General features: G+C 62.7%; 27 protein-coding genes, 1 tRNA gene and 1 pseudogene. 19 read left to right on the top strand and 10 right to left on the bottom strand.

Annotated features, from left to right (window positions below):
• Positions 1–48: 48 nt before the first annotated feature.
• Positions 49–237 (bottom strand): hypothetical protein, encoded by a 189-nt coding sequence (locus ABIE49_RS21085; protein WP_192739414.1) that lies wholly within the window; start codon positions 235–237, stop codon positions 49–51.
• Between the two features lie 213 nt (positions 238–450).
• Here ABIE49_RS21085 and ABIE49_RS21080 point away from each other — a divergent pair, with 213 nt between their 5' ends.
• The 5 genes from ABIE49_RS21080 (at position 451) to ABIE49_RS21060 (ending at position 4,927) form a co-directional block, all read left to right on the top strand.
• On the top strand, positions 451–747 hold the full coding sequence (locus tag ABIE49_RS21080; RefSeq protein WP_192739413.1) for a hypothetical protein: 297 nt from the start codon (positions 451–453) through the stop codon (positions 745–747).
• Positions 748–1,102: 355 nt separating this feature from the next.
• Positions 1,103–1,225, top strand: coding sequence for a hypothetical protein (locus ABIE49_RS21075; RefSeq protein WP_283813455.1), 123 nt, complete (start codon positions 1,103–1,105; stop codon positions 1,223–1,225).
• Between the two features lie 28 nt (positions 1,226–1,253).
• Positions 1,254–1,994 (top strand): hypothetical protein, encoded by a 741-nt coding sequence (locus tag ABIE49_RS21070; protein ID WP_192739412.1) that lies wholly within the window; start codon positions 1,254–1,256, stop codon positions 1,992–1,994.
• A 297-nt stretch (positions 1,995–2,291) separates the two neighbouring features.
• Complete coding sequence (locus ABIE49_RS21065; protein ID WP_354066909.1) at positions 2,292–4,277, top strand: sensor histidine kinase; 1,986 nt, start codon at positions 2,292–2,294, stop codon at positions 4,275–4,277.
• Positions 4,274–4,927: a response regulator gene (locus ABIE49_RS21060; RefSeq protein ID WP_192739410.1), complete on the top strand. Its 654-nt coding sequence runs from the start codon at positions 4,274–4,276 to the stop codon at positions 4,925–4,927. Before ABIE49_RS21065 ends, ABIE49_RS21060 begins: the two co-directional genes overlap by 4 nt.
• Before the next feature lie 69 nt (positions 4,928–4,996).
• Here the strand turns inward: ABIE49_RS21060 and ABIE49_RS21055 are convergent, their stop codons facing one another.
• From ABIE49_RS21055 to ABIE49_RS21040, 4 genes are all read right to left on the bottom strand, one after another.
• Positions 4,997–5,209 (bottom strand): DUF6719 family protein, encoded by a 213-nt coding sequence (locus ABIE49_RS21055; protein ID WP_192739463.1) that lies wholly within the window; start codon positions 5,207–5,209, stop codon positions 4,997–4,999.
• Between the two features lie 68 nt (positions 5,210–5,277).
• Positions 5,278–5,664, bottom strand: a complete 387-nt coding sequence (locus ABIE49_RS21050; protein WP_192739409.1) for a hypothetical protein — start codon at positions 5,662–5,664, stop codon at positions 5,278–5,280.
• Between the two features lie 85 nt (positions 5,665–5,749).
• Complete coding sequence (locus tag ABIE49_RS21045; RefSeq protein ID WP_192739408.1) at positions 5,750–5,905, bottom strand: hypothetical protein; 156 nt, start codon at positions 5,903–5,905, stop codon at positions 5,750–5,752.
• 443 nt (positions 5,906–6,348) lie between these two features.
• Complete coding sequence (locus ABIE49_RS21040) at positions 6,349–6,552, bottom strand: hypothetical protein (protein WP_192739407.1); 204 nt, start codon at positions 6,550–6,552, stop codon at positions 6,349–6,351.
• A gap of 245 nt (positions 6,553–6,797) precedes the next feature.
• Here ABIE49_RS21040 and ABIE49_RS21035 point away from each other — a divergent pair, with 245 nt between their 5' ends.
• Both ABIE49_RS21035 and ABIE49_RS21030 read left to right on the top strand, forming a co-directional pair.
• On the top strand, positions 6,798–7,976 hold the full coding sequence (locus tag ABIE49_RS21035; RefSeq protein ID WP_192739460.1) for an efflux RND transporter periplasmic adaptor subunit: 1,179 nt from the start codon (positions 6,798–6,800) through the stop codon (positions 7,974–7,976).
• Between the two features lie 106 nt (positions 7,977–8,082).
• On the top strand, positions 8,083–8,544 hold the full coding sequence (locus tag ABIE49_RS21030; RefSeq protein WP_192739406.1) for a hypothetical protein: 462 nt from the start codon (positions 8,083–8,085) through the stop codon (positions 8,542–8,544).
• Positions 8,545–8,625: 81 nt separating this feature from the next.
• Here ABIE49_RS21030 and ABIE49_RS21025 read toward each other — a convergent pair.
• Positions 8,626–9,643, bottom strand: a pseudogene (locus ABIE49_RS21025) (polysaccharide deacetylase family protein).
• A gap of 210 nt (positions 9,644–9,853) precedes the next feature.
• On the opposite strand from ABIE49_RS21025, the gene ABIE49_RS21020 reads away from it, so the two are divergent.
• Together ABIE49_RS21020 and ABIE49_RS21015 are read left to right on the top strand one after the other, a co-directional pair.
• Positions 9,854–10,132, top strand: a complete 279-nt coding sequence (locus ABIE49_RS21020; RefSeq protein WP_192739404.1) for a hypothetical protein — start codon at positions 9,854–9,856, stop codon at positions 10,130–10,132.
• Positions 10,133–10,316: 184 nt separating this feature from the next.
• Positions 10,317–10,532, top strand: coding sequence for a hypothetical protein (locus tag ABIE49_RS21015; protein WP_192739403.1), 216 nt, complete (start codon positions 10,317–10,319; stop codon positions 10,530–10,532).
• 83 nt (positions 10,533–10,615) lie between these two features.
• Here the strand turns inward: ABIE49_RS21015 and ABIE49_RS21010 are convergent, their stop codons facing one another.
• Positions 10,616–12,304, bottom strand: a complete 1,689-nt coding sequence (locus ABIE49_RS21010) for an MFS transporter (protein ID WP_192739402.1) — start codon at positions 12,302–12,304, stop codon at positions 10,616–10,618.
• 149 nt (positions 12,305–12,453) lie between these two features.
• Between ABIE49_RS21010 and ABIE49_RS21005 the strand changes: the two genes are divergently transcribed.
• The 7 genes from ABIE49_RS21005 (at position 12,454) to ABIE49_RS20975 (ending at position 20,508) form a co-directional block, all read left to right on the top strand.
• Positions 12,454–13,824, top strand: a complete 1,371-nt coding sequence (locus ABIE49_RS21005; protein ID WP_192739401.1) for a hydrolase — start codon at positions 12,454–12,456, stop codon at positions 13,822–13,824.
• A gap of 163 nt (positions 13,825–13,987) precedes the next feature.
• Complete coding sequence (locus ABIE49_RS21000; RefSeq protein WP_192739400.1) at positions 13,988–15,391, top strand: cytochrome P450; 1,404 nt, start codon at positions 13,988–13,990, stop codon at positions 15,389–15,391.
• A gap of 57 nt (positions 15,392–15,448) precedes the next feature.
• Entirely contained in the window at positions 15,449–16,861 is a 1,413-nt protein-coding gene (locus ABIE49_RS20995; protein WP_192739399.1) for an adenylate/guanylate cyclase domain-containing protein, read from the top strand.
• Positions 16,862–17,095: 234 nt separating this feature from the next.
• Entirely contained in the window at positions 17,096–17,623 is a 528-nt protein-coding gene (locus tag ABIE49_RS20990) for a tellurite resistance TerB family protein (protein WP_192739398.1), read from the top strand.
• Positions 17,624–17,839: 216 nt separating this feature from the next.
• Entirely contained in the window at positions 17,840–18,619 is a 780-nt protein-coding gene (locus ABIE49_RS20985; RefSeq protein ID WP_192739397.1) for an SDR family NAD(P)-dependent oxidoreductase, read from the top strand.
• A gap of 142 nt (positions 18,620–18,761) precedes the next feature.
• A complete protein-coding gene (locus tag ABIE49_RS20980; protein ID WP_192739396.1) occupies positions 18,762–19,568 on the top strand; it encodes a glutamine amidotransferase in 807 nt (268 codons plus the stop codon).
• 130 nt (positions 19,569–19,698) lie between these two features.
• Positions 19,699–20,508, top strand: coding sequence for an enoyl-CoA hydratase (locus ABIE49_RS20975; protein WP_192739395.1), 810 nt, complete (start codon positions 19,699–19,701; stop codon positions 20,506–20,508).
• Between the two features lie 214 nt (positions 20,509–20,722).
• Here the strand turns inward: ABIE49_RS20975 and ABIE49_RS20970 are convergent.
• A tRNA-Ala gene (locus ABIE49_RS20970) sits at positions 20,723–20,798 on the bottom strand.
• A 182-nt stretch (positions 20,799–20,980) separates the two neighbouring features.
• Here ABIE49_RS20970 and ABIE49_RS20965 point away from each other — a divergent pair.
• Genes ABIE49_RS20965 through folD form a run of 3 tightly spaced genes read left to right on the top strand, consistent with a single transcriptional unit; the run spans position 20,981 to position 22,506 of the window.
• A complete protein-coding gene (locus tag ABIE49_RS20965) occupies positions 20,981–21,271 on the top strand; it encodes a YggT family protein (RefSeq protein WP_192739394.1) in 291 nt (96 codons plus the stop codon).
• 19 nt (positions 21,272–21,290) lie between these two features.
• Positions 21,291–21,620 carry a DUF167 domain-containing protein gene (locus ABIE49_RS20960; protein ID WP_192739393.1) on the top strand — a complete coding sequence of 110 codons (330 nt, stop codon included), beginning with the start codon at positions 21,291–21,293 and terminating at the stop codon, positions 21,618–21,620.
• A 1-nt stretch (position 21,621) separates the two neighbouring features.
• On the top strand, positions 21,622–22,506 hold the full coding sequence (gene folD, locus ABIE49_RS20955) for a bifunctional methylenetetrahydrofolate dehydrogenase/methenyltetrahydrofolate cyclohydrolase FolD (RefSeq protein ID WP_192739392.1): 885 nt from the start codon (positions 21,622–21,624) through the stop codon (positions 22,504–22,506).
• Positions 22,507–22,600: 94 nt separating this feature from the next.
• On the opposite strand, the gene ABIE49_RS20950 is transcribed toward folD, so the two are convergent.
• Both ABIE49_RS20950 and ppa read right to left on the bottom strand, forming a co-directional pair.
• The gene (locus tag ABIE49_RS20950) at positions 22,601–24,082 is read right to left on the bottom strand and encodes a M20 family peptidase (RefSeq protein WP_192739391.1); all 1,482 of its coding nucleotides are present in this window, start codon (positions 24,080–24,082) and stop codon (positions 22,601–22,603) included.
• A gap of 174 nt (positions 24,083–24,256) precedes the next feature.
• The gene (ppa, locus tag ABIE49_RS20945; protein WP_192739390.1) at positions 24,257–24,790 is read right to left on the bottom strand and encodes an inorganic diphosphatase; all 534 of its coding nucleotides are present in this window, start codon (positions 24,788–24,790) and stop codon (positions 24,257–24,259) included.
• Between the last annotated feature and the right edge of the window lie 197 nt (positions 24,791–24,987).

Raw genomic sequence — 24,987 nt, 5'->3', positions numbered from 1 at the left:
GTCGGTCACGCCGACCGGGGACGATTTTGGTCGAGGTGAGCGTTTCACTCACAGCCGAATTGTCGGGGCTTCGATTGCGCCGCGATAGTTGCTCTCCATGAGCTGCTTTTGGGCGATCATGAAGTCGGTCCTGACGCCAAAGCCAGTCGGATGCAGATGGATATATCCGCCTCCAGTGACGGCGGCGAGGTCGCTCTCGGTGACTTCGCGAAGTTCGGTCTGATTCCCGCTAGACATGGCACATCCTCCCTTTAGCTCGACCGGCGCGATCATTCGCCCCGTTCCGTCGAGGTCGGAAAAATGCCCCATCTTGCAATGATGCGCTGTTCCCCAGGTGACAGCCAATGCGTGACCAGCATCACGGAGCGCCCCGCATATCGCGTTTATGTCGGCAAAGCAGAGCGCGCTCATGCACCTGCTGCCATGCTTGTCCGAACATGGAGGCGCCACATGCTGAAAACATACCTGAAGGTGAAGAGCGCCGGCCTTGTGGCGTTGCTCAACCGCCGGCTCAGCGAAGTGCCTCCCAAGCAACGTGACGAACTCGCTCGGAATTTGAAGGATGAGGCCGACATCTATCCGCGGCCGTTACTCCTGATATTCGCGTTGGTTTCGTGCGCGTTTGCCGCGCTGGCGATATTTGCTGCTATCGACGCGCGGAAATCCGGAAACTGGGTACAATTCACGGTAACGGCTCCGGGAGCGATCTTCTTTGCGTGGTGCGCGTGGGCATGGTTGCGGCGATGAATTGCTTGCGCCTGGTGATAGCATCGACGTCTTCAATATTCATCGGAAACGCTATGCCGCGGTGACAGCATTCGACGCTCATGGCAACAGTGGTACGGGCGGTGTGATCTTTCTCCCGGATACTCTTCGCATGTGCTCATGATCAGATTTGCCGGTTCGTTCCTTCCCAGGCCAAGGTTTGGGTGACCATCGGAAGCTACTTCCGGCATTTTCCACTGCCCATCCCGCGCCGTTAACCCTCCATTAACCATGTCGGCGCACCCTGCGTCGTCCCTTCTGGAAACGAGTGTGCGGCTAGAAGCCGTCTCCGCTGTCCCGGTGACGGCTTTGCCATTCCGAACCGTGGAGTAGAGCCATGTCTGAACCGGGCAAGGTGCAACTGGGGGTAAATTTGCTTTCCGCATTCACATCGACAATTGCCGTTGCGCTGGTCTTGGGCTTGCCAATGGCGGTCGCTATTATCTGGCTTTGCTCCTGATTTCTTCGCCTGGCCAGAGGGCAAGGCAGTGTTCGACTGGTGGAAATCGAAAAAGCCTTCGACGAAGTCCGCCGACCAGAGACGCGTTGGCGGATCGCACGCGATCCTCGAAGAAATACGCAGTCGCGTTCCGCGATACCTCGATGATGCCGATAACGGCAAACTGATCTATCCGGCCTGCAAGCGGGCGCTTTCGGATCTGGATGGCGATATCGGCTCGGTTTGGGATCACACCCGACTCGAAGCGATGCGATATGTCACGATGGTGCCAGGTGCGCAATTCGAGTTGCTGACCGGTGCGGACCGCCAGATCGAGATGATGAACGCTTACTTGTTTCAGCGCCCTCACGACGAGACCGTGATCGACTTCACCGGAACTGCGACGACCGATTTTGCGATTGCTATCTTGGCCGGCCTCAATTGGCTGACACATTGCGCCCAATTGTCCGGCGTTGAACTAAGCAAGCAGTCCGGCACGATTCGTAACTTTCGAAAGATTGTCACGTTGGCGCATCAATGGTGGCTCACCGAGGGAGCCGGTGAACGCGCCCGCCAATTGCTTGATAATGGCGAGCAGCCACCGCTGATGTTCTATTTGATCTGGAACGACTATACGCAACTCGCAAAACACGTCGCGGCAGCCACCGTATTTGGATCGTCCGCCAACCGTGCAGCAAAGCTGGTTGCACTTCCCGCCGGCCTCATTCCCCGTTTTGAGGCCGCTCAAGATCCTCTGGAACTGGCCGACGACGCAGCGCGGCCCCGCTAGTGGTTTGATTGGCTGCATTCCCTAAGGTTCATACCAGCTTTGGCGAGGCCGGAACCAAAGGATCTGGAACCCCGATGGATTGCGAGCGTCAGGATTTACCTGACGTCCGTACGGCCAACCCGATGCCTGGCAGACCAAGGTCAGGCTGGTCCGATCCGTTAAATCCCGTAAGGCTGGTCCGGGTTCAATTTGCTCCGGCGGAACGATATGCGCACAGCTGTAATCGCTGAGTTGGCTGACAGGCTTTCCTCCGGTTCAGGACGAAGGAACGAGGGCATATGGCTGTTCGCCGCGCTGGTGCTGACCGCCGCCATCCCGGTGCTGCTTCTCGGGGGATGGATCGCCTACATCACCGCTGACCAGGAACGCAGCTACGCGCGCAAGGCGGCCACCGAAGCGCTGACCCAGGTCGCGCATCAGATCGAAGCCGAAATTTCGCGTGAGATGCAGGTCGCGGAAACGCTGGCGAGTTCGGCCGCACTCGACAGCGGCAATTTGGGTGATTTCTATCTGGAGGCAACGCGGATAGTGGCCGCCCGCCCGCTCTGGGAGACGGCCGCGCTGACGAAGCCGGATCAGGAGCAGGTATTGAACGTGCTGCGCCCGCTCGGCGCGCCGCTCGGACCGGTCATGGACGGTGAAAGCTTCAACGCCGCCGTCCGCACGCGAAAGCCGGTCCTTGGCGGACTTGGTCCGTATCAGGCTGCGATCGGCAAACAGCTGGTGTCCCTGCGTGTCCCGGTGATCCGCGATGGTGAACTCCGTTACATCCTGACGATCGGGTTGTTGCCCGACCAGATCGGCACCATCCTCGGTCAAGCCGGACTGCCGGCCGGATGGGCCGGCACCGTGATCGATGCCAAAGAGCGAATGGTGGCGCGCACGCCCGACACGAACACCGCCAAGGCAGATGCGAAAACGCCCGCAGTGCAGGAAGCCATTGCCCGCGGCGGCGCGAATTCGCGCAACACCAAGACCAGTGAGGGCATGGATGTCGAAACCGTCCATCGCGTGCTGGCCGGCACCGAAGGATGGTCGGTGCATGTGGGGGTTCCGCTCGCTGAACTGAACGCTCCAGTGTCTCGCTCCTTGCGCCTGTTGTTTGGCGGAACCGCCGCAAGCGTCGGGCTCGCCATTGCACTTGGTCTGGTGATCGCGCGTGAAATTGCCCGCCGGCGTCGCATGGAGGCGCTCGAATCGGCGGCGGCTTTGCTGGACAGCGAAAAACGCGGGGCGCTCGCGATCGACGCCGCCGAACTCGGGACCTGGCGCTGGGATCTGCACACAAACGAGTTCAGCGGCTGCAGCCGCTTTTGCGCATTGCTGGGCCTGCCGGCCGCGCGATCGGGCGAAACAAAATGGCCTGCCGACGGCATTTTCGCGAAAGTCCAACCATCGCATCGGCCGGCGCTGGCCTCGTTTGGTGCCGCGTGCCTGGAGAGCGGCAAGTCGAGCAGCGTCGCATTTCAGATTCAGTCCGACGACCGCGGTGAGTACTGGTTGCGCGCGGCAGGGAGAGCTGAAGGGCGGCCCAACCATCGCCATGTGATTCACGGCGTGCTCGCCGACATCGACGTTTCCAAGCGCGCGGAGGCGGAGCGCTCGCATCTGCTGCGACGGCTCGCTTCCGCCCAGGAAGAGGAGCAGCGCCGGATATCACGGGAACTGCACGATCAGATCGGCCAGACGGTGACAGGGTTGTCGCTGGGCCTCAAGGCACTCGAGCAGGGGCTCGCCAGAGGAAACAACGGAGCAGCGGCGACCGAGCAGGTACGATGGCTGGAACAGCTCGCGGCGCAGATAGGCCGTGATATTCATCGCACGGCTTCGGACCTGCGGCCGACGGCGATCGACGACCTCGGAATCTTCAAAGCGATCGAGGCCTACGTTGCGGAGTGGCAGGAGCGTTATGGCGTTCGTGTCGATGTTCAGACGTTCGGGCGAGACGACCAACTTCCCGCCGATGTGGCGGCGGTGCTGTACAGGTTGGTTCAGGAAGGCTTGAACAACGTCCTCAAGCATGCCCAGGCCAGCAAGATTAGTCTCGTGCTCGAAAAGAAACCAGAAGGGTTGGCGCTGGTTCTTGAGGATGACGGAGTAGGTTTCGATCCGGAAACCTCGCAACGCAATGTGTCTGATGGCCGGGCGCCCGGATTGGGCCTTTCCGGCATGAAGGAACGCGTGGCGCTTCTCGGCGGCAAGATTGCCGTGGAATCCGCGCCGGGAAAAGGCAGTACAATCTTTGTCCAGATTCCGCTGGAAGAGCTGGTGAGCGTCAGATGACCCGCATTCGCATTGCCCTCGTCGATGATCATCCTGTCGTGCTGGCGGGCATTCGCGCGCTGCTGCTTGACGTGCCGGACGTCGAGCTCGTGGGTGAGGCGAATACGGGAGCGGCGGGTTTGAAGGCGATTTGCGAATGCTCCCCGGATATCGCGGTGATCGATCTGTCCCTGCCGGATTTCAGCGGCATGGAACTCGCGCGTCGCCTGAGCAAGCGGTGTCCGGCAGTGAAGATCATCGCGCTGACCGTTCATGAGGACCGCGCCTATGTCCACCCGGTGCTGGACGCCGGAGCGAGGGGATATCTGTTGAAGCGATCGGCCGGCGACGAACTGCTTCGCGCCATCCGGGCCGTCAACCAGGGGTCGCTCTACCTCGATCCGGCGATTGCGGAAAAGGCATCGGCGAAAGTGCCCGAACTCGCGTCGACGGGCGAGGACGATGGCGGTGAGCTCAGCCCTCGCGAAGAGGACGTCCTCAAACTCGTGTCTCAGGGATTCAGCAACAAGCAGATCGGCGGGCAACTCGAAATCAGCGTCAAGAGCGTGGAGACCTACAAGGCGCGCGCCTCCGAAAAGAAGGGGCTGCATAGCCGCGCGGATATCGTTCGCTATGGCATCAAGCAGGGCTGGCTTGCGACGCCAAATTGATCGCCTGTAACAGGCGTGAAGTCACGTGGCATTTGCTGTCCATGAGGCAACGCGCTGCGCCGCGCATCATCATCGTGGAGCGGTCTTGAGGTCACTCATCGGCACGCAGCTCTTCTTCCGCCGTTGATTCCTCGGTGCTCCCTGCACCTTCAAGACCTTGCCGGCCGAACACGAGCCGTCGTTGACATAGATCGTGGTAAAGGGATCCATCATCAGCGGTTCGTAGGAATGGAGCTTTTGGGCATAGGCCGGTTGCGCAACGAACAGCGCCGTCAGAAGCACGCGCCTTGCCAGTCGGCCCAAAACAGACGCAATGCATGTGCCGTCCTCGATGCAACCGTTACATGCGCTCACGGGCACTTCAGCGGTCCTTTTTTGAGGCTGAACGTCTCCGCCGTTGAGGGAGCGTTCGAGGACAGGCCGTGAATGATGTCGGTCACTGGTATGAGATGACGGGCGTAGACTTCTTGAAGTCTTCGAATCATGTCGATGTTTTCTGCCGACGCGTTCAAGCGAAAGCCGCCATTCGTGCAAAGCACGAACCCGTCGGTGGAAAGCCGTTCGAGCGCCTTCGCTGTTTCGGTCTCGCTGGCGTAGATGCGGGCTGCGATATCAGTCACTCCCCAGTGCTCTCCGGGGTTTGACCAAATGAGCAGCAGGGCTTCGATTTGCGCGACCGAAGCGATGTACTTCAGGATGAAGTCCCGAACCTCGCCGGGGACGTATTGGGCTGCCATGAGTTGGGCCGAGCTTGTGCGTGCAAACGAGAGAGGATTCCCTGGCGGCAGATCGTAGTGCGATTGCCAGAGGATAATTCAGCGATCATTCAGCCGGCGAGTTTGGGACCGTCGGCGTGGCTCGCGTCTCCAGGGATCGCTCCGCCCGCGCCGCCTCGCCCTCATACTCGTCGACCAGGGTCTGAAGTTTAGCTGCAAATTTCGGGTCGGCTGCGCCGACTGCCAGGCGCTTGAAAAACATCGCCCGCTCCCGCAATTGCTTGCTTCCATATGGCTTGATCAACTCGCAGTTGGGTCGGCCCACCGTCGCATTCCCCATTCTTCCGTTGCTGCGCTCGGCGCCATTCTAGAGCGCAACCAATCGTGCGGGCGTCAGGAAAAGCCTGTCAGGCGGCAGTTGCCTCATCAGCGGGATGGGAACTGCTGCCAAGGCAGCTCCCGAGATGTTCATGGCAATGGAGAGGACCCCGCAGCGGTCTGTGGAACGGCTCCGCTGCGTGAATCATTGTTGCAGATCAGGCAGACGGCTCTGGACGTCAACCGTCCGTCGACGCCTAACCGTTCGTAGCGGTGTGGCGTTCTCTCCAAACATGGAACGCAGTAAGCCAAGGGTGGACTCTTGATCGTCTTGCCATCCAGCATTTCAAAAACCCCGATCGTGAAAAAATTTGTGTAGGTCTCCCGTTATTCTTCGCTTTCGTCGGCCCCACCCGAAATCGCGACCACGACCACGAAGCCAATGGCACCCGCCGAGATGAGAGCATTAAGCCTCAATGCCGCCGGAGGAACTCCCAGCCCGTACCAGACCAGCAGCATCATCAACAATGCGGCCACGCAGGCACTTCCGAGGTAGATCGTGAGTGCAACAGCCAGCTCTATGATCCTCATCGTCGGCTCACGGCTATCTCGGATGCGGCGTTACCCTGAATAGTAGAATGACGATGATCTTCGGAACGTCAGGAAATTCCTGTCAGGTCTGCCGGCGGATAGTGCACTAGTCATTTCTAAAGCAATTCGCGGTAATGACGCTGGACGGTTCCGAGATCCGATCTGATCCAGCGGCGATAACCCTGCTTAAAGCGACCGAATCCGATCGGGTTGCTTGGCACATCTTGGAAGTACTGGGGGTTCGAATGGGGCATCACTCGCGGCGGGTGTGCGGAGCTTTGTTGTTGGCTGGCCTCGCGCCGTTTCTTGCTGGTTGCGATGAGCCGAGGGCTGCGCAAGCCGCGGCAAAGATCGAGCCCGAAGTGGGCGTCATTGCCGTAAAGCCGCATCCGCGTGCCCTGGTGCGCGAACTGCCCGGCCGCATCGCGCCCACGCGCGTTGCCGATGTTCGGTCCCGCATATCGGGCATCGTGGTTGAGCGGATGTTCCACCAGGGCTCCGAAGTAAAGGCCGGCGATCCTCTTTATCGAATCGATCAGAGACCGCTCGAAGTCGAACTGCGGGCGAGCGAGGCGTCGCTGGCCAAGGCGACTGCCGCGCTCGAACTGGCTTTGCATCAGGAGAAGCGAACGACGCTGCTCGCGAGTCAAAAGGTGGTCTCTGAAGCCCAGCATGAGAAGGCGGTCGGAGGCTTGCGTCAGGCCGAAGCCGACGTCGCGGCCCGCAAGGCCGACGTTGCCCGCGCACGGCTCAACCTGAATTACGCAACCATCCGCGCTCCCATCGATGGCGTGGTTGGCGCTGCACTTGTCAGTGAAGGCGCCTTTGTCGTCCAGAACGAATCCAGTCTCGCCACGATCAGGCAGCTTGATCCGACCTACGCAGACTTCACCCAATCGGTTACCGAGATGAACCGGCTTCGCCGCGCGTTTGCCGACGGCGACCTGGATCGGATCGCGCCCACGACAGCCAGGGTTCGCCTCGTGCTGGATGACGGAACCGGTTATCCAATGCTCGGCAAATTGCTGTTTTCGGAATCCAAGGTCGATGCCCATACCGGGCAGGTGACAATGCGGGCGGAGTTTCCAAACCCGAGACGAGAATTGCTGCCGGGCATGTATGTCCGGGTTCTCATCGAGCAGGGGGTCGACGCCGACGCCATCACGGTGCCGCAACAGGCCGTCCAACGCAACGCCGGGGGAGGCAGCGAGGTCTTTGTGGTCAGGGACGACGGTCATGTCGCGGTGCAGCCGGTCCGTCTTGGTGAGGCGCAGGGTGGCCTGTGGCTGGTAAACGAGGGTCTGCGGGAGGGCGACCGGGTGGTGGTCGATGGATTTCAAAAGCTTGCGCCCGGCGACAAGGTCAGGCCGGTGCCTTTCATCAATGAAACGGCGTCGGCCGATGCCTCCCTGGGGCGCCGATAACTCACGCCTATTCAGAGAAACGGTCGCACGCCCTTGCGTGACCTATCTCACATAACCCTCCGCGGTCCTCGCCTAGTTTTCCCGCCACCAAAAACGGGAGACACACATGCGCAAATTCATTCTGATCGCAGGCTTCGTTTTGGCGTCTGCCAGCACGCAGGCCGGGGATAACCGGAGCCTCTCGCTGGCCGGCAGCGATACGCAAGCAACCGCCGCACCGGCCAGGACCAGCGCGCCGCCGCAAATTGCCGAAGTTGCCGAACCGCCGAAGGCCGAAGCCCCGCGCGCGGCCGAGGCGCCCAAAGCGGAAACTCCGAAATATGTCGAGCGTCCCGCGATCGTCGAAACCAAGCTTGACCGGTATCGCGACGAGCCGCGGTACAAGGATGAGCCCCGTTACAAGGACGAGCCGCGATATCGCGACGAACCGCGCTACAAGGATGAGCCGCGATATTCGGACTCGCGTCGATATGATGATGGTCCGCGATACGATAAGCCCCGCAGGTCACGCTACTGGACCGAACGGCGCATCATCAACGCGCTGCATCGACACGGCATCTACTGGTAATTCCAGAAAGCAAAACGCGCCCGCGGGATTGAGCCGGGGCGCGTTTTTGTTGTGGGCCGACGCCGACGGCGCCGCGCCTGCCTACTCCTGAGCCGTCTGCACCACGCTGGCGATCGGGCGGCTGGCGACGGTCGGGACCTTGAGGTCCTTGACCAGCATCGCGTCATACTCGGCCAAGGTCTCGAGCTGCACCTTGGCCTTCATCAGCACGACCTTGTAGCCACCGGCCTTGAGGCGGCGCAGCAGCGTCGGCAACGCCGTCGCGGTGTGCTTTTGCAGATCGTGCATCAGGATGACGCCCTTGCCCTGCTTGTCGAGCTTGGACATGACGTTCTGGATCACCTGATCGTGGACCGCTCGATTTGAAGTCGTTGGAATCGACGTCGACCGAGAACATCGAGATGTTTCGCGTGCCGAGATAGGTCAGCGTGGATTGGGTGTGTCCGAGCCCGGGGAAGCGGAAGAACGGCGCGGGTGCAGCGCCGATCGCCATCTTCACGGCGCTGAAGCCCTTCTCGATCTCTTCCTTGGCCTGCGCTTCCGTCATCTTCTTGCTGTCGAGATGCGCGTGCGACCAGGTGTGCGAGCCGACGGTGTGGCCGGCGACGAAAACCTGGCGGAGGATTTCCGGATGGTAGGTGGTGTGCTTGCCGACCGGGAAGAACACCGCCTTGGTGCATTCGTCCGCAAGCGCCTTCAGCACCGCAGGTGTGGTCGGCCACGGACCGTCGTCGAAGGTCAGCACGACCTCCTTCTCGGTCAGGAAGTCGAACTGCTTGTATTGCAGGAAGCCGAAACCCGGTCCGCCCGTGGTGTCGATGATGACGGTGCGGCTGACGCCGAGCGCATCGGGATTGGCGCAAACCGGTTTTGCGGCCACCGGCGCAGCAGGTGCGGGCGGCGGGGCCGGCTTCGTGAGCGAAGCCGTTACCTCGACGTCATCTTTTGGCTTGGCGGCGGCCGGCAACGGCTCGGCCTTGCGGGCGGCGACAGTCTGAGGGGCCGCATCAGCACGCGGCGAGGAGGTCCAGAACCAAACACCGGCGATCACAGCCGCCGAAACAACAGTGGCCAGCATCAGGCCTAACGCATTACGCATCGCTACACTTTCCACATAACGCAAGGGACACAACGCAACGGGCCATTAATGCCAATAAGGTCTTAACGCCTCCCCAACACGGCGCCGGGAGTTCAGGAAAATTAGGGGCTTATCTCTGTGTGATGAACGTCACAGCGGGTGCGGGAACCTCGGTGCATGGTTCGGTCATCAACAAGGGCCCCGCATCCGCGGCGCCAATGGGAGCCGAAAATGACCGCTTTCTTCACCACCGTTCGCAACGTCAGTGTCGTGCTGGCCGTTGCCGCCTCGCTTTCCGCTGTGACTTCGACCGCGAGCTATGCCTTCAGCGAAGAAGCCCGCTCGCAGTGCACGGGCGATGCCTTCCGCCTTTGCAGCTCTGAAATCCCGAACATTCCGAAGATCACCGCCTGCATGGTCAAGAATCGCGGCAATCTCTCCAGCGGTTGCCGCGCTGTAATGGACCGCGATTTCGCCGCGCAGAAGTCCAGCAAGGTCGCCGCGCAATAATCCCATTCCGCCTCGGCTCTCTCGAAAAGCGCTTGCGTCGATGCGACGCAGGCGTTTTTTCCGTTTCCCCGCCGCCAACTTCCCGCATGCAACCGCTTCCCCCGAACCGGGTCCGGGCTGGCTTTCGCCTGAAAACGCGATAGAAGGCGGGGATCGTTTATTGCTGTGTGTGAAGGCAACTAAGATGACCAGATTTCTTTTCGTTATTCCCTTGGTTCTGATGACCTCAATGGCTTCGGCGCAGCAGCAACAGGGCCATGACGCCTGCGCCCGCGACGTCTCGCGCTTCTGCCGCGCCCAGATGAATGACGGCGACATGGTCGTGCTGGCGTGCCTGCAGCAGAACCGCGCCCGTATCAGCAAGGGCTGTCAGCAAACGCTGGCGAGCCACGGGCGATAATTGCGCTTCGTCTTTCCCCGATGCGCAATTGCGCATCTGAGGTTCGACGCTTCGCATCGCCCCCGAATGACAGCGGATAGATTCTACGTACTGCTCCCCGCGACGGTCGCGACCGGCAATACCTCGTTGGCGGCGCGGTCGGGCGTATCTTCCTTCCAGCGCACCGATCCGAACGGCCGCTCCAGCATGCGGCGCACGCGGATCGGCTCGGGTCCGAGGTGGAAGTCGATCGCGCGCTGATGCAGCGCGCGTTCGGATTGCGTCGCGCGGTTGCGCTGGCGCAGATAATCCAGCCAGGTCGGGCAGTGATAGCGTTCGGTCCACAATTCGGGATCGGCGATGTCGCGCGCGATCGACCAGCCATAGGCGCCGTTGCGCTGGCGGCTCAGCTGCACTTCCTGCATCACATTGTGGAACAGCCGGGCGTTGTCCTGCGCCACGCGATATTCGATCTCGACCACCAGCGGTCCGCTGCGTCCGGTCAGCGACAGCCGCACTTCGGGATCGGCCAGCACTTCGGTGGCAGCCTCGTTGCGCGCGCCGACCGGCGGCATGCGCAGCCAGATGCCGAGAACAGGCGAAACCAGCATCAGGCCTGCGGAGACCAGCAACGCGGCCTCGACGCCGGCGTAGTCCGTAAGATGGCCCCAACCCCAGCTTCCGACCGCGATGCCGCCGGCGATCGCGGCCTGGAACGCTGCCAGCGAGCGACCCGCGACCCAGCGCGGCGCCGAGAGCTGCACGCCGATGTTGAACAGCGCGACCGCCAGCATCCACACGCCGCCGGCGAGCACGAGGGCCGCTGCGGTCAGCGCCGCGTTGGTGCTGAACGCCACCGCGGCGATCGCGCCGGCCATCGATATCGCGCAGGCGCGCACCGCGGCTTCGCCGCTCAGCCGCTTGCGCACTTCGGTGATGTTGAGCGCGCCGATCACGGCGCCCATGCCGAAGGCGCCTAACATGATGCCGTAGGTCTGCGCGCCGCCATGCAGCAGATCGCGCGCCACCAGCGGCATCAGCGCAGAGACCGAACCGCCGATCAGGCCGGTGACCAATGTTCGTATCAGCACGATGCGGATCGACGGCGAGTTGGCGATATAGCGCACGCCGGAGACCATCGCGCGGTTGAGACGCTCGCGCGGCAGGCGCGACGGCTCGTGGGTCCGGTTCCAGAGAAACAGCACGACCATCAGCGGCAGATAGAGCACCGCGTTGACTGCGAACGCCGCGACCGCACCCGCGGTCGCGACCACGATGCCGCCGACCGCCGGTCCGAAGCTTCGCGCGATGTTATAGCTGATGCCGTTGAGCGCGACGGCCTGCGGCAGCGTTTCCGCCGGTACCTGCTCGCTGACCGAGGCCTGCCAGGCCGGCCCGAACAATGCCATGCCGCAGCCGACGATGAAGCACAGCGCCAGCAGCACATTCGGGGTGACGAGGTTGAACCACGCCAGCACGGTCAGCGCGGTGGCGCCGACCAGTGCGATCGACAGCGAGACCAGCGCCACGACGCGCCGGTCGTGCATGTCGGCGATGGCGCCGGCCGGCATCGAGATCAGCATGATGGGGAGCATCAGCGCGGTTTGCACCAATGCGACCTTGTCGGCCGAGGACGTCATCTGCGTCATCGCCCAGGCCGCGCCGACGCCCTGGATCAACAGGCCGAGGTTGGACACCAGGCTGGCGAGCCAGATCCGCCGGAATACCGCGTGCCGCAGCGGCGCTGCGATGCTGTCGGCGGCAAAACGCGAGCGCTTCGGCTGGTCGGTCATGGTCCGTTCCGCCTGTCCCCTGTCACCGGTTTGATTCCATTTGATTTTAAAGTGATGCCTGCGAAAACCCTGCCCTGTCCAGTAGTTACACCGCCCTCGGTGGTGCTAGGACACAGCTAAAGTACTGAAAAGTAACGGAAGGTCACAAAATGAGCCTATCGCGGCGATCGATCCTGAAAAGCGCCGGCGCGCTATCTTTGCTCGGCGGCCCCTTCGGATTTCAGGCGTTGGCACAGGCTGCGCCGGCCGTGCCTGCCGCCGCCGAGATTCCGCCGATCCTGTTCGTGCACGGCAACGGCGATCATGCCGCGCTCTGGATCACCACGCTGTGGCGGATGGAGTCGAACGGCGTGCCGCACGAACGGATGTTCGCGATCAATTTCACCGATCCCCTGGCGCGCAGCGATGACAAGGTGGAGCAGCCGAACCGTTCGTCGACCGAAGACCAGCGCCGTGAACTTGGCGAGGCGATCAAGGAACTGAGGCGCCGCACCGGTGCGCCGCGCGTCGCGCTGGTCGGCAACTCGCGTGGCGGCAATTCGATCCGCAATTATGTCAAGAACGGCGGCGGCGATGTCAGCCATGCCGTGCTCTGCGGCGTTCCCAACCACGGCGTCTATGACTGGGACGACGGTCTCGGCGGCGAGTTCAACGGCCGCGGGCCTTTCCTGCGCGGCCTCAACGAGGGCGAAAACGAAGTCACGGCGGGTACGGCATTTCTGACGCTGCGCAGCGACGGCATCGACAAATTCGCGCAGGCCGACGGCCGCTTCGTCGGCAAGCCGGGCACGCCAACCGGCGTGACCGCAGAAGGGCCGGCGCTGAAAGGCGCAACCAATCTGGCGCTCGGGGCCATCGATCATCGCGAGACCGCGTACCATCCGCGCGCGTTCCGCGAGATCTACAAATTCATTGCCGGCCGCGAACCGTCGCGTCTCGATATCGTGCCGGAAGCGCAGGTCAGGCTGAGCGGGCTGGTGACGGGCACGCCGACCGGCGTTCAGACCAACCGTCCGGTATCCGGCGCAACGGTCGATGTCTATCGCGTCTCCGCCGGGACCGGCGAACGCAATGGCGGGCCGATTCATTCTTCGCAGACCGGCGCCGATGGCCGCTGGGGTCCGGCGCAGGTCGACCCCAGCTGGTATCTCGAAATCGTGCTGACCTCGCCGCACGCGACCACGACGCATTTTTACCGTTCGCCATTCCCGCGCTCCTCCGACATCCTGCATTTGCGGGCCGCCCGGCCGCTCGGATCTGCCGATTCCGGTGCCGGCGCTGTCGTGCTGATGTCGCGGCCGCGGGGCTATTTCGGCCTGCCGCGCGACGTGGTGCTGGTCGACGGCAAGGAGCCCAAGGACGTGAAGCCGGGCGTGCCGACCGATTCGGTCACCACCTTGCGGCTTCCGGCCGAGGAGGCTAGCCGCGCCGTGGTGGCGCTGTTCAACCAGGAGCGAATCGTGGCGCGGGCCTGGCCGGCAGCGGAAAACCGGATTGCGGTAGCTGAGCTGACTTATTAGCTGTTTCTCGACCATTAACGGTGCCGGCGCCTTTGTCATGCCGGGATCGGAGACATAGATAGATCTTGGATTAGATCTTGGCCCGCATGAGCGCAGCGATATGCGGGGCTTTGGCACCATCCCGGATATCGCTTCGCTCATCCGGGCGACGAAAGTGGCGCCTATGAGCATTGCCGAAGCTTACGACATGCCGGTCGCGCAGCCGCTGGTGCCACCGAGCCCGCCGCGTGCGCCTGACGACATGACGATGCTGCGGCGGATCAAGGCGATCCGCGAGAACGTGATCGGCAGCTGGGGCCAGCGGGCCTATGAAGAGGACATCGTCCGCGGCCGTTTCTTCAGGCGCAGCACTTTCATTCTCAACACGCCGGACGCCATCCGGCATGTCCTGGTCGACAATTACGAGAATTATACGCGCACGCCGGCCAGCTTCCGGGTGCTGCGGCCGCTGGTCGGCGACGGATTGTTGACCGCCGAGGGACGCGCCTGGAAACATCAGCGCCGAACGCTGTCGCCCGCCTTCACGCCGCGCGCGGTGACGACGCTGGTTCCGCACATGCTGGCCGCGACCGACCAGACCATCGCCAAGCTCAGGCCCGCCAGCAATGCGCCGGTCGATTTGCGCGAAGCGATGCAGCGGATGACGCTCGAGATTGCCGGACGCACGATGTTTTCGTTCGGTATGGACCGCCACGGCGCCGCCTTGCGCAATTTCGTGACGGAGTATGGCGAGCGGCTGGCGTCGCCGCATTTTCTCGACATGCTGCTGCCGCCGCGCTGGCCAAGCCCGCAGGATTTCGCGCGCGCCCGCTTCCGCAAGCGCTGGACGGCCTTTGTCGGCATGCTGATGGAAGAGCGCCGCGCCGCCGGCAAGACCGAAGGCGCCCCGCCGCGCGATCTGTTCGACCTGATGGGCGCGGCGCGCGATCCCGAAACCGGCGAGGCCTTCACCGACGAACAGCTCGGCGATGAAGTCGCAACCATGATTCTCGCCGGCCACGAGACGACTGCCACCGCGCTGTTCTGGTCGCTCTATCTTCTGGCGCTCGACCCAACGACCCAGGAACAGGTTGCGGCCGAGGTGCAGGGCGCGAGCGTCAATGGCGAGCTCGCCACCGTAAACGGGGCGGTTGACATCGAGCGGTTGAAATTCACCCGCGCGGTGGTCGACGAGACCATGCGGCTTTACCCGCCCGCTTTCCTGATCATTCGCGCGGCAGCCGGGCCGGATACGATCGGCGGCATGCCGGTGAAGAAAAACGACGTCGTACTGATCGCGCCGTGGCTGCTGCACCGGCATGAAAAACTGTGGCGTGATCCGAACGCGTTCGTGCCCTCGCGGTTCATGACGGGGACGCCGCCCGATCGCTTCGCCTATCTGCCGTTCGGTGTCGGCGCGCGCGTCTGCATCGGCGCGCATTTCGCGCTGGTGGAGGCGGTGCTGGCGCTGGCCAAGATGATCGGCGCGTTCCGTGTCAGCATGGTCGACAAGGCGCCGGTGATGCCGGTCGGCGTGGTGACGACCCAGCCTGACCGCTCACCGCTGTTTGCCATCGTGCCGCGGTAATGCGCATGGCGCATTGCCTGGCTTGGAGGCTCGCTCAAACTGCTCTAGGCTGCGATCATGAGTGACGTCAAAGCGCAATTTTCCATGCTCAATCAGACCGCCGATCCCGCGGTGGCTGATGCGATCCGGCTTGCGGTCGAGAACGGCCAGGATCATGAGCTCAACCGTATCAATGTGCTGGATTTTGCGAAACGCACCGGGCTGGACGAAGAGCGGGTGATTTCGGGCTTTCTGCACGCGTCGCGGCTTGGATTGTTCGACCTGACCTGGAACGTGTTGTGCCCCGGTTGCGGCGGCGTGCTCGGCGCCCACAGCACGCTGAAATCGCTCAGTCCGGACGACTACCATTGCGGTCTTTGCGCCTGCGGTTACGAAGCCTCGGTCGACGAGCAGGTCGAGGTGGCCTTTACGGTCAGCCCACGGGTCAGGCGTATCGCCGCGCATGATCCCAATACGCTGCCGGTCTGGGAATACTACAAACAGATGTTCTGGAGTTCGGGCATCGATTTCGACGCGGCTGATATCGCGACGCTGGCCGACGAAGTCACGCTGGACACGCTTGAACTGCCGGCTGGCGAGAAGGCGGTGCTGTCGCTGCAACTGCCGAAAGAATTCATCATCGTGTTCGAACCGGTGACGCATTCGGCGGAGTTCATCGACGTTCAGGGCGAGCCGACCAAGGAGCGCCAGCAGCTGTCGCTGGTCTACAACAAGACCGTGACGCCGACGGGCGGAACCAGGACCCTGCGTCCGGGACCGCTGCGATTGTCGCTCGACAATCAGGCCGATGTGCGCACGTTGCCTACGGTCTTTATCGCTGGTGATGTGATGCACCATCTGATCGGCAAGCGGAAGCCGTTTCTCACGGCGAAGCGGATGCTGTCGAACCAGACCTTCCGCGACGTGTTCAAGGCCGACAATCTCAGCGTCGATCAACGCCTCAAGATCACGTCGCTGACCTTCCTGTTCACCGATCTGAAAGGATCGACCGCCTTGTACGAGCGGGTCGGCGATCTTGCCGCGTTCGACCTAGTGCGCGCACATTTCCACGCGCTGCTGGAAATCATCTCGTCGGAAAAGGGCGCCGTCGTCAAAACGATTGGCGATGCCGTGATGGCGACGTTCATCAAGCCCGAACATGCGATCGTTGCGGGCTTGCGCATGCGCTCAGCGATGGACGCCCTCAATGCTGCGCGCGGCACCGAGGACCTCGTCGTCAAGATCGGCATTCACGAAGGCCCGTGTCTTGCCGTCATGCTCAACGAGCGGCAGGACTATTTCGGCCAGACCGTGAATATCGCCGCCCGTGTGCAGAGCCTGTCGACCTCGCAGGAAATGCACATCACCGGTCCGGTGATCGAGTCGCCGGCGGTTGCTGGCATCCTCGAGCGGGAAGCGATCAAGCCGATCCAGAAACAGGCGGCGCTGCGCGGCATCGCCGACAAGATCGTGGTGTACGAAATACCGTAGCGTCCAGCCGCCGTCATTGCCTGCGACAAACGCGAAGCGTTTGCGCAAGGGAGCGAAGCGACGAAGCAATCCATCTCCCGGAACTCGCTATGGATTGCTTCGCTTCGCTCGCAATGACGCCGTTGGGCCGCAGATTGCCTAAACGTAATGCTTCCCCGGCAGGCCCCGCGCATTGCGCGGCCTGATTTTCCACGCCATATAACCGCTATCAATCTTCGCTCCATAGAGGTGTCGATGCTCGACGGACTTCGCCAATTCATCGCCGACATTGTCTCCCCCGATGCGAATAAGGATCGGGCGTTCGACGATACCGGGTATCTTCTGGCGGCGACGGCGCTGCTGGTTCACGTCGTCTCGCTCGACGGCGAGCCGACGGCGCTGGAGAAGCGCAAATTGCACAGCCTGATCGAAAGCCGCTTTGAGCTCGATCCCGGCACCGCGGACCGGTTGATTGCCTCGGCGACGCGGGTCGAAGGCGACGCGGTCGATCTCTATCATTTCACCAGCGTCATCATGCGTAGCGTGAATGAGGAGGGCAGGCTCCGCATCGTCGAGATGATGTGGGAAATGGTCTATGCCGACGGTGACGTCACCGAGTTCGAGGATAACGTGCTCTGGCGCGCGGCAGATCTGCTGGGCGTCTCGTCGCGCGACCGCATCGATCTCAAGCACCGTGTCGCGGAGCGGCAAGGAAGCCCTGAGGGCAAGTCTCAAGGCAAGCCGCTCGCGGGCGCGTCGAAGGCGGCCGACGCGACAACATAAGCGCTGTGCCTAGCCGCAGATGACGAAACTTTAATGTGGAGCGCGGCCCGCGATCCCGACGCGCGATAGACCCTGAAAATACTGGACTTAGATCCAGCAAACGCGTGCCTTTGCATGGCGATATGCTTGCGGGGTGGCTTGCGTCGCACCACAAGCCTATGCTCTCGTTCTCCCGTTGGGCGGCATTTCCGTAATTCATTTTAAGAGCATTCGATCGTGACTGAGCGTGTGGCGCTGATTACCGGTGCATCGGCGGGCATCGGCACCGAACTGGCGCGCGTGTTTGCTTCCAGGGGCCATCGCGTGGCGCTGGTGGCGCGGCGTGAGGACCGGTTGACGGCATTGGCGGCTGAAATCACCGCGGCCGGCGGTGCGGCGCCGATCGTGATTCCCTGCGATCTCACCCAAACGGGGGCAACCGACCAGATTGCCGACGCGCTGACGGCGGCCGGCGTCGAAGTGGAATATGTCGTCAACAATGCCGGCTTCGGCGTGTTCGGCAAGGCAGTCCAGCGCGATCGCGCCGATCAGCTCGACATGATCACGGTCAACATCCGCGCGCTGACGGATCTGTCGCTACGGTTTGCCGATCAACTGATCCGCCATCGCGGCGGCCTGCTCAACATGGGCTCGGTCGCGGGTTTCCTGCCGGGCCCGGGCATGGCGGTCTATTACGCGTCCAAGGCCTATGTGTTGTCGTTCACCGAAGCCATGCGGGCGGAACTGGCGCCGCGCGGCGTGCGCGTGACGGTCGTGTGTCCCGGTCCGGTGCCGTCGGAGTTCCAGGCCCGCGCCGGTTTTGCGCCTGGATTTGATTCGGTGATCCTCAACGTCCTGCCCGCCGATGTCGCCAAACAGGCCTATGACGGCCTGATGGCCAACAAGCGCGCGGTGTTGCCCGGACTTGGCATCAAGATCGTGCCGTTCCTGCTCAGGTTCTTCCCGCGCTCGTTCATCTTGGCGGCGGTCGGCCGTTTCCAGCTGCGCAAGCGCTGAAAAGGCGGCGTGATACGCCTCACAGACGCTCTGGCCCGCGATTTGCTTACAGATATTTGCAAATAACTGCAGGCCCGCATGAACTCACCTGAAATTAAGACTCACTTAGGTATGGTTTTGGTTTGAGGTCCTGAGCACGTCGATGTCGTTCCGGTCGCGAAAAAAAGGCGAAAACGTCCAGCCCTTTCCGGGGCGAACGGCGCTGGCTGCCGCGCCGGAAACCCTGCTGCCTCCTCTGCTGCCGGTCCTGATCGTCCTGCACCAGGAGAGCTCGACGCCGGGCCGGGTCGGCAACGCGCTGCGTGCGCTGGGGCATACCCTCGACATTCGCCGCCCTAGGTTCGGCGATCCTCTGCCGGAGACGCTGGATCTGCATGCCGGCGCGGTAATCTTCGGCGGCCCGATGAGCGCCAATGACGGCGACGAATATGTGCGCCGGGAGATCGACTGGATCGAAATTGCCCTGCGCGAGCAGCGGCCGTTCCTCGGCGTCTGCCTCGGCGCCCAGATGCTCGCCAAACAATTGGGCGCGCCGGTAGCACCCCATCCGCAAGGATGTACCCAGATCGGCTACTACCCGATCCGTCCGACCGAGGCCGGCCACGCGGTCTGCCCGAACTGGCCGGATCAGGTTTACCACTGGCACCGCGAGGGGTTCGAGCTGCCGGCCGGCGCCGAATTGCTGGCGGAGGGCGACGACTTTCCGGTGCAGGCATTCCAGTCCGGCCATGCCTTCGGCTTCCAGTTTCATCCGGACGTGACCTACGCGATGATGCATCGCTGGACCACGCGCTGCGAGACAATGGATTTGCCGGGTGCGCGGGCGCCGCATTCGCACTTCGCCGATCGAGCGGTGCACGACGTCGCCGAGCGCGCGTGGCTGCAGCAATTCATCGCCGGCTGGCTCAAGCGCATGCCGATGTCGATCATGTCGGAAGCGGCCGAATAGCCGCCACGCGGAATTTCCTCGCGCCTCCACGCGCCTTTCAAAACCATCAGATGTGCTAATCTGTCCGCATGGCGTGGCCGGAAACGCGCGCGCGCGAAATTCAACAACAGAAAACAACAGGGAGATCGCCGTGACCTACCAACACATTCTGTACGAAGTGAGCGACAAGGTCGCGACCATCACGCTCAACCGGCCGGACCGCATGAACGCCTGGACCGCGATCATGGAGCGCGACGTGCGCCATGCGATGGAAACCGCCGCTGCCGACGACAATGTGCGCGTCATCGTGCTGACAGGCGCGGGTCGCGCGTTCTGCGCCGGCGCCGATATGGAAGGGCTGAAGGGGATCGATCCCAACGAAATCAGGCGCGGCGAGAACACGCCGTTCGACATGAACCGGCGCGCCGACTGGCAGACGCGTTACGCTTATTATCCGGCGATTCCAAAACCCGTGATCGGCATGCTGAACGGCGCCACCGCCGGCATCGGCCTCGTGCATGCGCTGTATTGCGATCTGCGCTTTGCCGCCGACAACACCGTGTTCACGACCGCGTTCTCGCGCCGCGGGCTGATCGCCGAGCATGGCATCAGCTGGATGCTGCCGCGAATCGTCGGCCACGCCAACGCGCTCGATTTGCTGATGTCCTCGCGGCGCGTTTCCAGCGAGGAAGCGCTGCGCATCGGCCTCGTCAACCGGCTCTATGCGCCGGATCAGTTGCGTGAGCAGACCTACGCCTATGCCCGCGACCTCGCCGATTTCGTCTCGCCCAGCGCGATCTCGGTGATCAAGCGCCAGCTCTACGACGTGCCGTTCCAGACGCTCGCCGAGGCCACCATCGACGCCAACCGGGAAATGCAGATCGCGCTCAAGGGCAGCGATTTCAAAGAGGGCGTGGCGAGCTTCATGGAGAAGCGGCCGCCACGGTTTACGGGGAAGTGAGGGGGAGTAGCCCGGATGAGCGAAGCGATATCCGGGACTTACGCGCAGGCCCCGCATATCGCGGCGCTCATGCGGGCTACGTCGTAGCCGAAGCAGGTACAGATCTGTGTGTGTTGAACCAGCCCGTCGTCGCCCTTCGGGCTATGCCGGGCACCACGCTTCGCCCATCAGGCTCCGGCGTGGCTGCGCCACGCGTAGCCCGAAGGGCGAAGCGTGGTGGAGCCAGGCGGGATCGAACCGCCGACCTCGTCATTGCGAACGACGCGCTCTCCCAGCTGAGCTATGGCCCCATCGCGGCCGCCCAAACTGAGAACAGGCGACCGACAATCGGCGCCATTTACAGTCCGGCCCAAGGTCAAGTCAAGAACGGTTAAAGCGCCGATTCCGGGGTCTTTTTGATGGGAACTTCCCTTGTTTGCGGGGGGATGAACCGATATCTAGCAGGGTACCCCACCTGCGAGCCCCCTCCATCATGCGCGCTGTCCTCGACATCATCTCCATCGTCCTCGACCTCTATATCTGGCTCTTGATCGCCTCCGCCATCCTGTCCTGGCTGATCGCTTTCAATGTCGTGAATACGCGCAACCAGTTCGTCGCGGCCGTAGCCGAATTCCTTTACCGGATCACCGAGCCGGTGCTGGCGCCGATACGCCGGATGCTGCCCAGCCTGGGCGGCCTCGATATCTCGCCGATTATCCTGATCCTGATCATCATGTTCATCCAGCGGGTGATCGCCTACTACATCTATCCCAACGTGATCTGATCGAGGGCGCCGCGAATTGATGGATCCTTGGCGTTATTCCACCGAGGGCATCAGTGTGGCGCTGCGGGTCACGCCGCGGGGCGGGCGCGACGACATCGACGGGATTGAAACGCTCGCCAACGGGCGTTCCGTGGTCAAGGTGCGGGTTCGCGCCATCGCCGAGGGCGGCGAGGCCAACCGCGCGGTCACCGAGTTGATGGCGAAGGCGCTTGGCGTGCCCAAGGCCAGGGTGAAAATCCTGTCGGGCGTGACATCGCGCCTCAAGCAGGTTGCCGTCGACGGCGATCCCAGATCTCTCGGCGATACCTTGCGCAGGCTGACCGCAGTCAAACCGGATACGAAGGATTGAGATGACCGCCCGCATCATCGATGGAAAGATCATTGCAGCAGAGCTCCGCGGCCGCGTCGCCGGCGAGGTTGCGCGGATCAAGGCCGCGCATCAGATTACGCCGGGGCTCGCGGTGGTGCTGGTCGGCAGCGACCCGGCGAGCCAGGTCTATGTCCGCAGCAAGCACAAGCAGACCCAGGAAGCCGGCATGGCGTCGTTCGAGCACGTGCTGCCCGAAGACGTCGCGCAGCCGGACTTGCTGGCGTTGATCGCGCAACTCAATCGCGATCCCGCCGTGCACGGCATTCTCGTGCAATTGCCGCTGCCGAAATCGCTGCATACCGAAACAATCATCAATGCGATCGACCCCGCCAAGGATGTCGACGGGCTGCATCCGAACAATGCCGGTCGCCTCGCCGGCGGTTTTGCCGCGCTGTCGCCGTGCACGCCGCTCGGCTGCATTATTCTCACCAAGAGCGTGCATGCCTCGCTCGAGGGCATGAACGCCATCGTGATCGGCCGCTCCAACCTGGTCGGCCGTCCCCTGGTGCAGTTGCTGCTCAACGAAAACGCGACGGTGACGATCGCGCATTCGCGCTCGCGCGATCTCGCGCAATTATGCGCCCGCGCCGATCTGGTCTATGCGGCTGTCGGCAAGCCGGAAATGGTGCGCGGCGACTGGATCAAGCCGGGCGCCACCGTGATCGACGTCGGCATCAACCGCATGCCGGCCGCTGATGGCAAGACGCGCCTGGTCGGCGACGTCGCCTATGCCGAAGCGCTCAACGTCGCCGGTGCGGTCACGCCGGTGCCGGGCGGCGTCGGGCAAATGACGGTGGCGTGCCTCTTGGTGAACACGCTGCGCGCGGCGTGCGCGATTCACGGGCTGCCGAAGCCGGCGGTGTGATGGCATAGCCGTCATTCCGGGGCGATGCGAAGCATCGAACCCGGAATCTCGAGGTTCCGGGTTCGCGCTGGTGCGCGCCCCGGAACGACAGCAGTCACCCCGCCGCGTTCTCGATCAACCGCCGATAAAACCGGATCATGTCGGCATAGCCTTCCAGGCTGAGGCGTTCGTTGGTGCCGTGGAAGCGCTTCAAATCATCCGAGTTGGCGCGCACCGGCGAGAAGCGGAAAATCTTGTCGGTGATCCCGGCAAAGTGGCGCGAATCGGTCGCGCCCACCATCAGTCCGGGCGCCACGATGACGTCAGGAAAAACCTCGCGGATGGTACGGTTGAGCATCTGGAATGACGGGCTCGCGGTGCCCGTCACCGGTGGCGGATCGGTGTTGCCGGGAAACGGTTTGATCGAAATGCGATCGTTGCGGATCGTGCTGCGCACATGGTCGGTGACGCTCGCCTGGGTGTCGCCCGGGATCATGCGGAAGTTGACGGTGGCTTCGGCGTTGCCCGGCAGCACGTTGTCCTTGTCGCCGGCATGGAAAATCGTCAGCGCCGTGGTGGTGCGGATCGTCGCCTCGCTCGGCCCGTTCTTCTCGAACTCGCGCAGCAACAGTGGCTTGAACAGCCACAGGTTCGACAGCACCACGCGGTTGAACCCGTTCATCTCCGGCGCCAGGGTGTCGAACATTTCGGCGACCGTGCCGCGGATATGCATCGGCAGGCGGTGGTCTTCGAGCCGCGCCAGCGCCGCGCTCAGCATGCCGATCGCGGTGTCGCGCGGCGGCATCGAGGAATGACCGGGCGTTGCCTGCACGCTCAAGACCAGCGAGGCGTAGCCCTTTTCGGCAACGCCGATCAGCGCCGCCGATTTGTCGAGGCCCTTGATCATGCCTTCGGTGATCAGGAGGCCCTCGTCGACGACGAAATCGAGGCGGACGCCGCGCGAGGCCAGCAACGCTGCGATGGCCTTGGCGCCGGCGGTCCCGGCAGTTTCCTCGTCATGGCCAAAGGCAAAGTAGATCGTTCGCTTCGGCCGGAAGCCGCCCTTGGTCATGGTCTCGGCGGCCTCCAGCATCGAATAGAGGTTGCCCTTGTCATCCCAGGAGCCGCGGCCCCAGATGAAACCATCGGCAATGACGCCGTCGAAAGGCGGTTGCTGCCAGTCCTTTTCGGTGCCGGGTGCGACCGGCACCACGTCCTGATGCGCGAGCAGCGCGATCGGCGGCGTTTTGGGGTCGGAGCCTTCCCAAGTGTAGAGCAGGCTGTACTGGCCGACGATCTCGCGCTTCGCCGCGGCGTGGAACGCCGGAAAGCTCTTCTCGATATGCGCCTGCATGCCGCGCAAGGCCTCGGCGTGCTGGTCTGGCTTTTCGTGGCTCGAAATGGTGCGGAAGCGGATCGCCTCGCTGAGGCGCGCCGCAACGGCTTGCGCGTCAACCGCTACGCGCGGAATGGCCGCCACCTGAATTTGCCGCGAACCATGGCTGATGACGTTGAACGCCAGCACGCCGGCGAGGATCACGATAACAGCGATCAGGAGCAGCGCGAGGTTGCGGATAATTCTGATCAGCCGTCGCATGGGACTCTCCGTCATGGCCGGAGCAGCCGTCTGAAGGACGGCGTCGCTTCCGCTCGCCTATGTCCCGGCCATCCACGCCTTTCTTTCTGCGCGTGACCAAAGACGTGAATGCCCGGCACAAGGCCGGGCATGACGAGATTTATCACAAAGAATTGGTCCCGGGGCGCTAACCGCCTACTTCTTCCCCTGCGCCCGTTCGATGCCTTCGATGATCAGCCTTTGGGCGTCGTTGGCATCGCCCCAGCGCAGCACCTTGACCCATTTGCCGGGTTCGAGATCCTTGTAGTGCTCGAAGAAGTGCTGGATCTGCTGCAGCGTGATGTCGGGAAGGTCGTTGTAGTTCTTCACCTTGTCATAGCGCTGCGTCAGTTTCGACGTCGGCACGGCGATGATCTTCTCGTCGCCGCCGGCTTCGTCTTCCATCAGGAGCACGCCGACCGGCCGCACGCTCATGACGGCGCCCGGCACGATCGCGCGGGTATTGGCGACCAGCACGTCGCAGGGATCGCCGTCGCCCGACAGCGTATGCGGGATGAAGCCGTAATTGCCGGGATAGCGCATCGCCGTATAGAGGAAGCGGTCGACCACCAGCGTGCCGGCCTCCTTGTCCATTTCATATTTGATCGGCTCGCCGCCGACCGGCACTTCGATGATGACGTTGACGTCATGCGGCGGATTCTTACCGATTGAAATGGCGTCAATGCGCATGGAGGGCTCCGTGGTTGCTTGGCGCAGTCGTGTTTCGACTGGCTGGATGGTCATGCCTGGCAAATGCGCCAAGCGCGGGTTCCGCGTTGGATCCCCGGCGTATCCATCGCATGCAGGCGGCTTTAGAAATGATGGGACGCAAGGTCAAGCCATACTGAAGGCGCGAGTCGCGCTTTCGTCTGATATGACGATCAGCC

Source organism: Bradyrhizobium sp. OAE829, from assembly GCF_040546575.1.
Classification (GTDB): Bacteria; Pseudomonadota; Alphaproteobacteria; order Rhizobiales; family Xanthobacteraceae; genus Bradyrhizobium.
This window is presented reverse-complemented; position numbering and strand designations above follow the sequence as displayed.

Coding starts and splice junctions, on each gene's coding strand:
- ABIE49_RS21085 (WP_192739414.1), bottom strand. CDS start 237: ATGTCTAGCGGGAATCAGACCGAACTTCGCGAAGTCACCGAGAGCGAC.
- ABIE49_RS21080 (WP_192739413.1), top strand. CDS start 451: ATGCTGAAAACATACCTGAAGGTGAAGAGCGCCGGCCTTGTGGCGTTG.
- ABIE49_RS21075 (WP_283813455.1), top strand. CDS start 1,103: ATGTCTGAACCGGGCAAGGTGCAACTGGGGGTAAATTTGCTTTCCGCA.
- ABIE49_RS21060 (WP_192739410.1), top strand. CDS start 4,274: ATGACCCGCATTCGCATTGCCCTCGTCGATGATCATCCTGTCGTGCTG.
- ABIE49_RS21050 (WP_192739409.1), bottom strand. CDS start 5,664: ATGGCAGCCCAATACGTCCCCGGCGAGGTTCGGGACTTCATCCTGAAG.
- ABIE49_RS21045 (WP_192739408.1), bottom strand. CDS start 5,905: ATGTTTTTCAAGCGCCTGGCAGTCGGCGCAGCCGACCCGAAATTTGCA.
- ABIE49_RS21040 (WP_192739407.1), bottom strand. CDS start 6,552: ATGAGGATCATAGAGCTGGCTGTTGCACTCACGATCTACCTCGGAAGT.
- ABIE49_RS21035 (WP_192739460.1), top strand. CDS start 6,798: ATGGGGCATCACTCGCGGCGGGTGTGCGGAGCTTTGTTGTTGGCTGGC.
- ABIE49_RS21030 (WP_192739406.1), top strand. CDS start 8,083: ATGCGCAAATTCATTCTGATCGCAGGCTTCGTTTTGGCGTCTGCCAGC.
- ABIE49_RS21020 (WP_192739404.1), top strand. CDS start 9,854: ATGACCGCTTTCTTCACCACCGTTCGCAACGTCAGTGTCGTGCTGGCC.
- ABIE49_RS21015 (WP_192739403.1), top strand. CDS start 10,317: ATGACCAGATTTCTTTTCGTTATTCCCTTGGTTCTGATGACCTCAATG.
- ABIE49_RS21010 (WP_192739402.1), bottom strand. CDS start 12,304: ATGACCGACCAGCCGAAGCGCTCGCGTTTTGCCGCCGACAGCATCGCA.
- ABIE49_RS21005 (WP_192739401.1), top strand. CDS start 12,454: ATGAGCCTATCGCGGCGATCGATCCTGAAAAGCGCCGGCGCGCTATCT.
- ABIE49_RS21000 (WP_192739400.1), top strand. CDS start 13,988: ATGAGCATTGCCGAAGCTTACGACATGCCGGTCGCGCAGCCGCTGGTG.
- ABIE49_RS20995 (WP_192739399.1), top strand. CDS start 15,449: ATGAGTGACGTCAAAGCGCAATTTTCCATGCTCAATCAGACCGCCGAT.
- ABIE49_RS20990 (WP_192739398.1), top strand. CDS start 17,096: ATGCTCGACGGACTTCGCCAATTCATCGCCGACATTGTCTCCCCCGAT.
- ABIE49_RS20980 (WP_192739396.1), top strand. CDS start 18,762: ATGTCGTTCCGGTCGCGAAAAAAAGGCGAAAACGTCCAGCCCTTTCCG.
- ABIE49_RS20965 (WP_192739394.1), top strand. CDS start 20,981: ATGCGCGCTGTCCTCGACATCATCTCCATCGTCCTCGACCTCTATATC.
- ABIE49_RS20960 (WP_192739393.1), top strand. CDS start 21,291: ATGGATCCTTGGCGTTATTCCACCGAGGGCATCAGTGTGGCGCTGCGG.
- folD (WP_192739392.1), top strand. CDS start 21,622: ATGACCGCCCGCATCATCGATGGAAAGATCATTGCAGCAGAGCTCCGC.
- ABIE49_RS20950 (WP_192739391.1), bottom strand. CDS start 24,082: ATGCGACGGCTGATCAGAATTATCCGCAACCTCGCGCTGCTCCTGATC.
- ppa (WP_192739390.1), bottom strand. CDS start 24,790: ATGCGCATTGACGCCATTTCAATCGGTAAGAATCCGCCGCATGACGTC.